Source organism: Syntrophorhabdus sp. (genome assembly GCA_012719415.1).
In the GTDB taxonomy this organism is placed as follows: Bacteria; Desulfobacterota; Syntrophorhabdia; order Syntrophorhabdales; family Syntrophorhabdaceae; genus Delta-02.
Window position 1 is genome coordinate 1 of the sequence record JAAYAK010000172.1, and the last position, 13,013, is coordinate 13,013.

7 protein-coding genes and 1 tRNA gene are annotated in these 13,013 nt (G+C 56.1%); 1 reads left to right on the forward strand and 7 read right to left on the reverse strand.

Annotation, left to right across the window (positions count from 1 at the left end):
- Positions 1-203: 203 nt before the first annotated feature.
- The 6 genes from GXX82_09995 to GXX82_10020 form a co-directional block, all read right to left on the reverse strand.
- On the reverse strand, positions 204-1,163 hold the full coding sequence (locus GXX82_09995) for a chemotaxis protein CheV (protein ID NLT23368.1): 960 nt from the start codon (positions 1,161-1,163) through the stop codon (positions 204-206).
- Between the two features lie 252 nt (positions 1,164-1,415).
- Complete coding sequence (locus GXX82_10000) at positions 1,416-1,610, reverse strand: 4Fe-4S binding protein (protein ID NLT23369.1); 195 nt, start codon at positions 1,608-1,610, stop codon at positions 1,416-1,418.
- The gene (locus tag GXX82_10005) at positions 1,607-3,535 is read right to left on the reverse strand and encodes an FAD-dependent oxidoreductase (GenBank protein NLT23370.1); all 1,929 of its coding nucleotides are present in this window, start codon (positions 3,533-3,535) and stop codon (positions 1,607-1,609) included. The genes GXX82_10000 and GXX82_10005 overlap by 4 nt, the downstream gene beginning before the upstream one ends.
- Before the next feature lie 219 nt (positions 3,536-3,754).
- Entirely contained in the window at positions 3,755-6,211 is a 2,457-nt protein-coding gene (locus GXX82_10010) for a glycogen/starch/alpha-glucan phosphorylase (protein NLT23371.1), read from the reverse strand.
- A gap of 180 nt (positions 6,212-6,391) precedes the next feature.
- Positions 6,392-6,721, reverse strand: coding sequence for a hypothetical protein (locus GXX82_10015; GenBank protein NLT23372.1), 330 nt, complete (start codon positions 6,719-6,721; stop codon positions 6,392-6,394).
- Positions 6,722-6,984: 263 nt separating this feature from the next.
- Positions 6,985-7,058, reverse strand: a tRNA-Arg gene (locus GXX82_10020).
- 278 nt (positions 7,059-7,336) lie between these two features.
- Here GXX82_10020 and GXX82_10025 point away from each other — a divergent pair.
- The gene (locus tag GXX82_10025; GenBank protein ID NLT23373.1) at positions 7,337-8,614 is read left to right on the forward strand and encodes a glyceraldehyde-3-phosphate dehydrogenase; all 1,278 of its coding nucleotides are present in this window, start codon (positions 7,337-7,339) and stop codon (positions 8,612-8,614) included.
- 155 nt (positions 8,615-8,769) lie between these two features.
- Here GXX82_10025 and GXX82_10030 read toward each other — a convergent pair whose 3' ends face one another.
- On the reverse strand, positions 8,770-12,981 hold the full coding sequence (locus tag GXX82_10030) for a pyruvate, phosphate dikinase (GenBank protein ID NLT23374.1): 4,212 nt from the start codon (positions 12,979-12,981) through the stop codon (positions 8,770-8,772).
- Between the last annotated feature and the right edge of the window lie 32 nt (positions 12,982-13,013).

A 13,013-nucleotide genomic window follows, 5' to 3' on the forward strand; every position in this document is an offset into this window, starting at 1 on the left:
CAAGGGTTCAAGGGTTCAAGGGTTCAAGGGTTCAAGGGTTCAAGGGTTCAAGGGTTCAAGGGTTCAAGGGTTCAAGGGTTCAAGGGAAAGACCGCGAAGGGGGGTCGGCTGTCAAGGGGATTCGCACACCGGCCGAAGGCGCCGGTGCCCTTTCTGTCTTTTACTCTTGAACTTTTGAACTCTTGAACTCTTGAACCTTATTTTTATGCTGCCTTCTGTCTCTTCTCCACGAGTTCCTTCATGAAGGACAAAAGGCTGAGGTCCGGTTTTGAGAATTGGCCGTCGGCACCGACGGACTGGCCTTTATGGATGAGCTTGTCCGTTATGAGAGAAGAGAAAAGGATGACGGGAATGTCTTTGAATTCCGCCGACTCCTTGATCCTCTTGCAGAGGTGGTATCCATCCATGCCGGGCATTTCTATGTCCGTGAGAACCACGTCCACGAGTTCCGTCACGGGCACACCTTTCGCGAGGGCCTTGTCTCTGAGGCTCACCAGATGGTTCCACGCCTCCTCGCCGTTGCCCACGGAGTGGACGGTAAAATGCCCGTGTTCCTCCAGGCGGGCCCGCACGTTGTGGCGTATGACGTTGGAATCGTCGGCATGGAGCACTTTGATGGGCCTGTCGAGGCTGAAATCCATCTCTGCCTCCGTGTTCGCCGAAGGGGCCTTCAAAGCCAGTTCCGGATTCAGTTCCGCGATGGCCTTCTCGAGGTCAAGGAGAAAGACAAGGTTATTCTCAAGCTCGATGACCCCCGTCACGGCATCGCTCACGTTCTCCATGTACCCGTCGAGAGGTTTTATGTCCTGCCAGGTGACGCGGTGTATCCGTGTGACGCCCGACACCATGAAGGCCGTCACGACGTTGTTGAATTCCGTTATGAGGACGTTGCAGGGTTTTGTCTCCACCCTCGTCTTTCCCAGCCAGACGGCGAGGTCTATGAGGACCACCACCTTGTTCCGATGGTTGAAAAGACCCGAAACCATCCCTTTCTTCGAATCGGGCGGGTTTATCTTGTTCTTGGGAACGGGAATGATCTCTATGACCTTCGCGACATTGACACCGTAGTAGCCGCGATACCCTTCCTCATCGATATACAGCTCCAGTATCTCAACCTCATTTGTCCCCGTTTCGAGAAGAATGTTCGACGTCCCCTGGGCCATAACCCCTCCTTTGGCTCTATCAGCACGGTAATCGGAATGCACACATCTGTATTGTTATCGGAGGATATGGGAATAGATTAAGGGGAAGAAAAAGCGGCTTGAACCGCTTGAACAGCTTGAGCTGCTTGAACGGGAAAGACCAAGGTGGGCACAATGAATACAACCCTGCTCGTATACCACCCGGTGCCGGTCCGCGATAGTTCGTTTTCATTCTTCTTAACGCTCAAGCGGTTCAAGCGGTTCAAGCGGTTTCTACTGTTCTTTCCTTGGAAAAGGTATGTCTATCGCCTTCACCGGGCATTCGGCGGCGCAGAAGCCGCATTCCTCGCAAAGGTCTTCGTCGATTATGGCCTTGCCTTCCCTGAACAGTATGGCACCGGGAGGACATACCTCCCAGCACGTCGCGCACCCTGTGCATGTTTCCTTGTCGACAACGGGGATCATCAGAGCACCATCCCTAAGCGGTATCCGTCACGGATCGCGTTCAGAAGGCGCCTCGGTTTCTTCGCGTCTCCGATGAAATACACCTCTTTCGCAAGCGATCCCGCGGTATCTTTCCATACACCTTCTTCCGGGGCCATGAGCGACGTTATGACGCTGTCGGCTTCGACAACCCCCTCGCCCGAGGGCCCCGTGACACGCACCCGACCGTCTTCCACGGAGTTGACAACGGTGCGCATCATGAAGCTGACCTTCCGTTTTCTCATGAGGGCCATGTACTGCCAGAAATAGAAGGGGTTGACATCTCTGCCGGCCTTTCCCGTCTCATCTATGACGGTGATCTCGTATTCACCGCTCCGAAGGAGGTAAACGGCAACACCAAGTCCCACGCCCCCTGCCCCCATGATGACGACCCTGGGTCCGACCTTCTCTCCCGCCGCCATCACATTGTGAGGCGTCAGGACCCCTTTCGAGACGCCTTTCATGGACGGCCCCGAGGCCACCACCAGGACGTCGGGCGCCTGTCTGCCGACCATCGCCGGGTCACAGTTGACGCCAGGCCTGATGGAAACGCCCGCCTTGCGGCAGAGCTGCTCGAGGGTCGCTATCGGTCTCAGAAGCTCCGCCGCGCCGGCATCGACACGGGAAGCTATGAGAATATTGCCGCCCAGCCCGTCGCTCTTCTCGAAGAGCGTTACCTCGTGGCCCTTGCGTGCCGCCACCTCGGCGCACTGCAGGCCCGCGGGTCCGCCGCCGACGACGACGACCTTCTTCCTCCTCTCCGCCGGCATGAACCCGTAATATCCCCAAGCGTCTTCGCCCTCGTGTCCCAGGCTGGGACGGACGGAGCACATGATGGGCTGGTGGTAGTAAAGCCGCGAGAAACAGACGTTGCAGGCGATGCAGGGGACGATCTCCCCTTCCCTTCCCTCCCTGACCTTGTTCGGAAACTCGGGGTCGGCTATCATGGGCCGGCACATCTCCACGAAGTCTATCTGTCCGCCGGCGATCGCCTTCTCGGGGATATGGGGGAGGAACTGCCGAAAGGCCATCATGACGGGAACGTCGACGGCCTTCTTCACCGCCTCCGCTATGTAAAGCCAGTGGCCCATGGGAACGTCCCTCGTGATGACGGACTGAGATGATTCGTGCCATCCCACGGTGACGCTGAGGTAATCCGCCCCGGCGTCCTCGGCTATCCTGAAGCTTTCGACGCTCTCTTCGAAGGTGTTGCCGCCCCGGTCGTCAAGAAGTTCGTGTCCACAGAGACGGATGCCCACGGGCATGTCGCCCACCTCGGCCTTCACGCCTTCGATGACCTCAACCATCAGCCGGCACCGCGCCTTCAGGTCCCCGCCGTATTCATCGGTCCTCTTGTTGGTGTAACGTGACAGAAAGGTGGAGATAAGGTAGCCGACGATACCGGAGAGCTCTATCATATCGAACCCGGCCTGTCTCGCGCGCCGGGCAGCCGCCACGTGGTCCTTGACGGCCTGTCTTATCTCTTCCTTCGTGATCTCCCGGGGTGGCTTGAAATAGGACAACTTCTGGGGCACAACGGAGGGCATGAGGCAATAATCGAGCTCGATCCCACCCTCCCTTCCGCAATGGAGTATCTGGATGCTCGAAAGGGCGCCGTTGGCACGGATCACATCGGCTATCCGCGTAAGACCGGGGATGTACCTGTCGTCATTGATGGACATCATCCCTTTGAAGCCCTTCCCTTCACCTTTCTTGTCGGGATAGGCTCCCTGGGTCGTCACTATGCCCGCCCCGCCCTTCGCCTGAGCCTCCATGTAGGAGACCTCACGGTCGCTCACGTAGCCGTCGCCATACGGGAAGTTCGTCTCCGTGGCCGCGTACTTTATCCTGTTCTTCACGGCCAGTTTGCCGATAGCACCCTGTTGAAAGATATGCGGATATCGTTCCATGTTCGCCATCCTGTCCTATTCAGAAGTGAAGGAACCTCGAATTGAGTAACACACCGCCAAAAACGAGTCAAGACGGAAAAAAAGAAGGTTCAAGGGTTCAAGGGAAAAACCGCGAAAGGGACTCGGCCGCCAACACAATTCGCACACCGGCCGAAGGCACCGGTGTTCTTATTGCCTTTCACCCTTGAACTTTTGAACTCTGGAACTCTTGACCCTTCCCTACCGGGTTACCGGTGAGATGTTCCATATGGTGCGGGCGTACTCGTGGATCGCGCGATCGCTCGAGAACTTGCCTGACCTTGCCACGTTAAGGATCGCCTTACGTGTCCACTCGTCCCTGTCGTTATATGCCCGGGCCACCTCCTCCTGGCACGCCACGTAGAGGGAATAGTCGGCCAGGACACAATAACGGTCGCCGTCCATAAGGGCCTGCACGATGGGTTGGAACAGGGCCGGCTCTTCAGGGGAGAAAAATCCTGATTGAAGCTGATGCATCACCTGGGCGAGTTCCTTGTTCTCCTCGATGTATCTTTTCGGGTCGTACTGTTTTCTCAACTCGAAGATCTCCTCGGCCCGGTGCCCGAAGAGGAAGAAGTTCTCCTCTCCCACTTCCTCCCGTATCTCTATGTTCGCGCCGTCGTATGTGCCTATCGTAAGCGCACCGTTAAGGGCGAATTTCATGTTCCCCGTACCCGACGCCTCGTAGCCGGCCGTCGATATCTGCTCCGACAGGTCCGCCGCCGGTATGGTGACCTCAGCGATGGTAACACCGTAGTTCGGAACGAAGACCACCTGGAGCTTGTCCTTCACCAGCGGATGGGCTGCGACTATCTCGGAAACGTTGTGTATGAGCTTGATGATGAGCTTGCACATGAGGTACCCGGGTGCCGACTTGCCCGAGAAAAGGACAACCCGGGGCACAAAACCCTCCGGCACCCGTCCTTCCTTGAGACGGTTATAGAGGGTGATGACGTGAAAGACGTTGAGGAGCTGCCTTTTGTATTCGTGAAATCTCTTTACCTGGCAATCGAGGAGAAGATCCGTTTCAAGGGTGAAGTTGAAGACCCTTTCCATCGCCCCGCAGAGGCGAAGCTTGTTCTCTTTCTTGACCGCGTTGAAACGGTCCCTGAAAGCGGCGTCCTCCGCCATGGGCTCGATCTTCTTCAACTCCTCGAGGTCCTGCGTCCACCCGTCGCCAATGGCTTCAGTGATAAGCGAGGTAAGACCGGGGTTCGCGGACAGGAGCCACCGCCTGTGGGTAATGCCGTTCGTCACGTTCCGGAACTTCTCGGGGTACATGAGGTAGAAATCGTTGAACACGTGGCTCTTCAGGAGCTCGCTGTGCAGACGGGACACCCCGTTCACCGCGTGGCTTCCCACGATGGCAAGCCGGGCCATGTTGACCACCTTCCCTCCATCTCCCGTGACGATCCCCATCTGGTAGGCCTTGTCGAACTCCTCGGGAAAGCGCCGGGCCACCTGGATATGGAACTTCCTGTCCATCTCCTGAATGATCTGGAGGTGGCGGGGAAGCAGGTGCCCGATAAGGTCCTCCGACCACGTTTCGAGCGCCTCGGGAAGGATGGTGTGGTTCGTGTAGGCAAAGGTCTCCCGCGTCAGCTTGCTCGCGATATCCCAGGTGAGCCCGTGATCGTCGATGAGTATCCTCATCATCTCGGGGATCGCGATCGAGGGATGGGTATCGTTGAGCTGGATCGCGACCTTGCTCGGCAGCATGTTCAGATTGCTGTACGCCTTCCCGAACCGTCTCATGATGTCGGCAAGGGTGGCCGCCACGAAAAAGTACTGCTGTTTGAGTCTCAGTTCCTTGCCGGCCAGCGACAGGTCGTTGGGGTAAAGGACCTTCGAGATGTTCTCGCTGTTGTTCTTGTTCTCCACGGCCCTGACATAATCACCGCTATTGAAATAGTCGAAATCGAAATCACGCGTCGACTTCGCCGCCCAGAGGCGCAGGGTATTCACCGTGTTCGTCCGAAAGCCGGGCACGGGATAATCGTAGGCCATGGCGAGGATCTCGCTCGTGTCGACCCATTCCGTCCTCGCGGAATGCGTCTCCACCCTCCCGTAGAACCGGACAGGATATATGAGCTCAGGTCGCGGGAACTCCCAGGGGTTGCCATAACGCAACCAGTTGTCCGGCGCTTCCGCTTGATACCCGTCAACGATCCTCTGTGTGAAGATACCATACTCGTACCTGATCCCGTAGCCATAGGCCGGGTAGTTGAGCGTGGCCATGGAATCCATGAAACAGGCCGCCAGCCTCCCGAGCCCGCCATTGCCGAGCCCGGCATCCCACTCGTACTCCAGGGTATCCTCCAGCCTGGTGGCCAATACGTCCATGGCCTCGCGGTATTCGTCGAGAAGGTCGATGTTGATGAGGTAGTTCTTGAGAAGCCTCCCCATGAGGAACTCCAGGGAAAGGTAATAGAGGCGCTTGGCGTCATGCTTGTAATAGCTCTGCTGGCATTCGATCCAGTTCTTGACTATCCGGGCCCTCACGGAAAGGGCCGTTGCCGTGTACTTGTCCCTTTGGGTCGCCGAATACATGTCTTTCGACAGGGAATAGGTGAGCTGGTTCGTCAGGATCCTGCGGAAATCATCCACGCCCCGGCCGTCTGGCTTTTTCACGGCAGCCCCATCAGAGGTTTCATTCATATGGCATCTCCTTGAATAATACCGGAACCCAGGCTCCGGTACCTATACTTATCGATATTTACTATGGGTTCTTTAGCTGCGATATTCTGAAAGGGCCGTGATCGCCCACGGCGGAAGGTCACTCCCCTGACGGTACCGGGCCCCAGGACACTGTCGTCAGCGTTGCCCGGGGCAACCATCCTAACGGTCCAGCATCGATGCCGGCTCGAAAACCTCGCCGAGAGGCCTCACAAAGGTATAGTTCGTGGTCTCGCCCAGCATGGCGTCCCCGACCTCCCTCGTGTTGTTGGCTATTATGGAAAAAGGCAGGGCCGCAATGGTTGCCGCGAAACCGACTCCCATGCTGGCAATACCGATAGGTCTCAAGAGCACGAGGTCGAAGAACATGGCCTCCCCCTTGCCCGTCCCCCTCCAGGAACGCTCCTCGGTATCATCCCCGGCAAAGGCGGGAAGAACGAAAAGACCACAGGAAAAGGCAGCGACCAGAATAAATATTGCAACTTTTTTCATATGTTACCCCCTTTTCTTAAGACCTTTTGTTTTTATAGCACAGCATTTAGCCGTTTTCAATAATTTTTTTGTATACATATCTAAAGCGGCTTGAATCGCTCGCGGAAGATGTCGCACGTCGCATGTTTCATGCTGTAAGCCAAAAACCCGAAAAGGGCCCGCTCAGGATACCCGCTGTTTTGTCTTATACCGGAAACCTGAAACTGCCTCTATTCTTTTGCCTGTGACCTGCGACCTGAGACCTGAGACTTGTTTCACAGAAATGCCCCCGGCATGACTCGAACATGCGGCACATGGATTAGGAATCCATTGCTCTATCCACCTGAGCTACGGGGGCAAGGTCATTGATTATAAACGCTTCGTGCTTCCTTTTCAACAGAAACCGTCGTCCGGGGCCTCAAGACGCCGGCAAATGGTTAACCCGAGCCGCTCCTGCCGTTGACTTGACCGTAAAATTTTGATATATTTGAACTTCCAAAGAGGCATGTACGCCTTTCAGCCGTTTTCGGTCATTCGATGATGCATGCTTCGTACTCAAGATTGGAGAACCCTTTGGCCACATGAACATAAACCCCACATCACTCAGGTTCCCCACTACATACAGGAGGTATCACCATGGGTAAAGTCGAAGTCTTCGAGAACAAACGCCCCGTACTTGGGATCAACAGCCTTGGAAGGATCGGAAAGCTGACGCTCTGGCATCACGTCGCTCGCAAGTACTTCCAGGAGATCGTCATCAACCTCGGTCGTGACGTGGGCAACGGCATCCCCGCCATCGCCCAGATCATCGAGAAGGATGCGACGTACGGAAGCATACATCGCTTTCTCTACGGCATTAAATCAAAGAGGATCATCGAGATAGTCGACGAGAAGAAGGGAAAGCTCCTTATCGACGGTATCCCTGTCACCATTTTGAGGGAAAACCGCAATCCCGCCGAGATCGGATGGCGCGACCACTCTGTCGACCTCGTCGTCGAGTGCACGGGCAAGTTCCAGGACCCCACCATAGCCGCTGACGACAAGGGCGGGTCCATACGGGGACACCTCGCAAGCGGGGCCAGGGCCGTCATCAACTCGTCGGCCTTCAAGATCAAGAACAAGGCCCTTTCGACTCCCGATGACTGCGTGACGCTCATCTACGGGATCAACCACACTGCTTTCGATTTCAAGAAACACAAGGTGCTCTCCGCGGCGTCCTGCACGACCACGGGCCTCGCGCACATGATAAAACCGCTCCTCAACACGGCAGCCACGAGCAAGATCCTCACCGCGTCCATGTCCACGGTGCACGCCGTAACGAATTCCCAGAGTATCCTCGACAAGACCCCGAAGGCCGGGGAAAAGGACATGAGGAAGAACCGCAGCACCCTGAACAACATAATCCTCACCTCCACGAATGCCGCCGCGGCGCTCATTCAGGTCATACCGGAAGTGAAGGACATAGGGTTCATGGCCGATTCGATCCGGGTGCCGACGAACACGGAGTCCCTGATCGTTCTCAACTGCACCTTCCAGACGCGCGCGGGCGCCGACGGCAAGAAAGAGCCCGTGACCACCAAGCTGCTCAACGAGATCTACCAGAAGGCCGCGGACAACGACCCGGAACACCTCGTCATCTTCACCATGGAACAGAACGTCTCCACGGACCTCATCGGCACCGATGCCGCCATCGTCATCGAGGGCCAGTTCAATCACACAAGGACAGCCTTCATCGACGTAGACGTCGCCGGGATCCCCAACGTGCCGGAGGAGCTTCTCAAGGCAGCGCCCAAGGGCAACATTCGGGTCCCCGTGGTCCACGCGAAGATCTTCGGATGGTACGACAACGAATACGGCAGCTACACCAACAGAATGGGCGACCTCTCGGTATACGTGCACAAGAGCATGGCCTGATCTTTTGTCCGAGGACAAAAGATCCGGGTCATAGGTCATAGGTGACAGGTCATAGCAAGAACACGAGAAATGAGCGAAGGCTTGTCAAAACTGTGACCGAGACCCATGGCCTACTACCTATCACCCATTACCTGTGACCCGGGCTTCGGCCCGGGTCACAGTGTTATCTTGTACGACTCTTCCTTTTCTATCTCGTGTTTGCCGAGGTAGACGGCGCCGGTCCATCCGTCTATGCTGATATAGTCCCCGCCCCTGATGGTGTTGCCGTCACAGGTGCTGTACGCCTCTGTCTCGTACACGTGAAGCTTCGAGAAACCCACGACACCAACCTTGTTGAGCTGGGGGATGGTGACGGCGGCGTGGGATGTGCCTCCTCCACGGGCCGTGAGGATGCCTTCCACCTTGAGGATGATCCCCACGTCATCGGGCACGGTGTCGGGCCTGATGAGGATGAGGGGCTCCTTTTCATTCTGGCGCCGGTAGCGTTCTATCTCTTCCTCGGAATAGACGACGCGGCCGGCGAGCGCCCCCCCGCTCACGCCGATCCCTATCCCGAGCTGAGACCTTTCGAGTTCCGGGCTGTCCCTAAATGAAACGACCTTGCCCGCCCCCCGCTGGACCATGTCCCGTGTCTGGAGGATGAAAAGACCCCTCGGACTTGCCGTCTCGAAGGTGAACTCGATCTCCTGGTGATTGAAGCGCTTCTCATAGACAAGGAATTCGGCGATGCGCACCAGTTCTCCGTATATCTCGGGAAAACGTTTCTCCAGGGATATCAGTGACTGTCTCTTCTCCGAGACCCTCTGTCTTTCCGATATGGGATAGGTCTCAACAAGGCCGGAAACGATATCATCGCCCTGGACGCCGAATATGAAATCACCGTAGAGCGCCACGTTCTGCGACGACCCCCGGGGGTCGCGGGTGAAGATGACGCCGGACCCGGAATTCTCGTTGAGGTTTCCGAAGACCATCGCCTGGACGATAACGGCCGTGCCCCATTCGTCGGACACGTGCATCTGGTGACGGTAGATGCGTGCCTGCTGCGAGTACCAGGAGTCGAAGACGAGCATGATCGCCTCCTGGAGCTGCTTGTGAGGGTCGTTGCTGATAACGATGCCCCTGTCCTCCATCGCCTTCTTGTAGGAAAGGGCAAGTTGCCTCATCTGGTCGGGTCCGAACTGTATCTTCTTGGAAACACCGTACTTCAGCTTAAAGCTGTTCATGATCTCATCGAAGATGTTCCTCTCGAGACCCTGGAACATGCCCCATGTCTGAAGGAACCGCCGGTAGGAGTCCCAGGCCGCCCAGCGGTATTCCCTGAACCTGCTGAGGCCCTCGGCTATCGTCTCGTTGAGTCCCACATTGAGAAAAGAGTGCATCATGCCGGGCAACGAGATCGTGGCACCGCTGCGGACGGACAGAAGAAGCGGGTTGCGCGGATTGCCGAACTTCTTCCCCGTCACGCGTTCCAGCGACTGTATCTCGTTGTAGATGCGGGCGCTCAAGTCCTTGAAGATGTACTTGTACCCGATGACCGCCTCGTATCCCCGGAAGACCTCCGTCGTGATGATGAAACCGGGCGGCACCGGAAAACCGAGGGACGCCATCTGCTTCAGGAAATACCCCTTGTTCCCGATGAGGACCTGGTTATCGATATCCTTCTTCTTCTCGTATATCGGAGAAATGGTCAGCTCCGGGATGTAGGCCATGACGAGGTTGAGGATCTGCTTGTTGTCCTTGAACTTCTCGAGTTCCTGACCGAGGGCCCTGGTGATGGAGTTTATGAAATTGTCGAAGACCTGAAGGCCGAAAGCCGAGGCAATGAAAGACCGGATGAAGTTCTCGGAGTCGCGGTAGATGACCTCCTGCCTCGATTGCCCCGTCCCATCGCCATCCCCCTTCAGATCCATGATCTGGTCGATGATGACAGGCAGGTTCATCGCGTGGGCGTTGATGTAATAATCCCTGATGATATCCTGTATCTGTTTCGAGATGAACTGGAATATATCTATGTACTGATCTATGGAGAACTGCCGTATCTGGAGGGCGGCGGTGATGTATCTCATCTTGGACACGAGGCCCTCGGTCGCTATGCCGTCCACGTCCAGGGCCTTCACATAGAGCCAGAGATACTCATGGATCCTCATGAGGGTGCTCTTCGTTATGAACTTCAGATTGAGGGACTGAATGAGCTTGTCGAAGAGCATCGTCGCGAGGCTTTCAAGGCGAAAGGTGAGGCCCATGGCCTCGAACTTCTCTTCGCGGTATGTCCCGTACATGGACGGTATGCCGGCGGCTATGTGCCTCTTGTGGTATATGTTCTCGAAATAATCCGTCTTCACGGGAGAAAGGACCTTTCCTTTCAGTCCCGCCAGCATGTCCAGAGTGATGTTGAGCGCCGCGTAGTGGTCCTTCCTCTTCAGCGCCCTTTTCAGCGAACGGATCCTGGGAATATCGACGATGCAGGATATCTCGAGGTCCCTCAGGAGGTCGATGTGCTGATGGTTGTATTTCTTGTATATGAGCTGATAGTACCGGAGCATGAGCCGCGCCCTTTCACGCTCCCTGTCGCTGATCCTGCGTATACCCTTGACCTCCTTGAAGATCCTTGCCGCGTCCCATTCCAGGAAATTCCTCGGGTCTTCCTTGGCGCGGATGAGGAGGTTCTTGAAGGCGATATGAAGATCGTCGAAAAACTCTCCTTCACTGTGGACCTGTTCGAAAACCTCCTCGGGAAGATGGGGCTTGATGTAAGACCTGTCTCCTGTGGCCCAGTACCGGAAGATATCCTCCGTGAAAGGGACGAGGAGGCTGTTGCTCTCCACGTGAGATTGCTTCCTCAGGAAAAATATGAGCTTGTCGTTGCGTGCCGACAACTCGTCGACATTCGTCGACGTTTCCCTCAGCTCGCCTTCGGCGCCTATCTCCGTAAAAAAGATGGGAAAAAGCCTGAGAAGCTGTTTGACCAGGTTGTAGGAAGGGGTAATGTCGGAGTTCAGGAACGCCGATATCTCCTTCTGGAAGAGGTCCGTGTCCTTGACGAAGACGCCCTGCAGTTTGAGATTGACGATGAGAGCGGAAAGAAGCCTCTTTGTCCACCGTGGCCTGAAACCGATTATCTTCAGCCAGGACCTGATATTCTCGATATGCGCCGGGTTGGCCTTGATCTGCCACTCCGACGTGGAACCCGCGATGTCGGGGTACTGAAACCCGAACCCGATGAGTTCGTCGATGAAGGCATCCACGAGGGGATGGTTGTTCTGGTCGAAGACACCCCTGGCGAGGGTTGTGATGCAGTCGATTATCTTCGACTGGAACTGGCTGCGCCCGATGGTCCGTTTCATGGAGGAGAAAACCTTCTTCACGAACTCCTGAAGGTCCTGGTCCTGCGTCTGCTGAAAGACCTTTCCCAGGCATCGGTTGATCTCTATAAGGCCCGACGCGTGGATATCGATGAGGCCCGGCACGTTCAGGACGTGAAAGAGGAAGTCGAGTTTGACGAGAAAGCTTCTGCCGGTGAACACCCCCGACCGCTCCAGCTCATCGGCTACGAGAAGATACCCATTTACAATCTGGAAGTAATCGGGCATCTCGAGATAATCCCGAATGCCATCCGTTCCGGTGGCCACGGCGTCGTGGAGTCTGTCCACACGCTCGAGGAGCTCTTTCATGTGCCCGTGGCTCAAGGGAGAGACAAGCCTCCTGAACTCCATGGCCGCCGCTTCGTCTTCCCCATCGGACACGTACCACTCCGTCGGGTCAGGCTGCGTTGCCCAGAAGTCGTAGGTCTCCCGGAACATTATGTAGAGAAGATCCCTGAGGACAGGGAGTTCGACGGAGCACTCGTGCTCCCGCAGAAGCCCAAGCGTCGCCTTCAGATACGTCGATGATTTCCTCAGGAACGGATGCCTCCCCTTGCGGGCAAATTCGAGGAGCGAGGAAAAAATAGAGGAGACAAGGCCGAGATTCCTTTCCAGTCTCCCGCCGCTCTTTCCGATGATCGTGTTGATGAACTCGAAGAGATACCTGACCGCGCTGTCCTGGACACGTTCGTCCCGGGCCAGGGAAATGGTATCCGTGTATATGTCGGAAAGAAGGGCAAGCGCCGCAAGACCATTGTCATGACGGTTGAAATCGTAGAAATCCCCGATGGAAAGACCCTTGAGCTGCGTCAGAACATACTCCCAGTTGACAAAGGGATGGTTCAGCTCGACAAGCAGATCTTCGAGACGCCTCAGGATACCGTAGTGCCCCTCCATGACCTCCATCAGGACCCGGTACTTCTCGGGTATCTCGACGGTCGCCCTCGTCCGCTCGAGATTGATCTCCAATGCCGTGGATTTAAATGTAGCGTCTGTGTTTTCCATGAGAGATAGATTAAAGGAAAAATGGGAAAGAG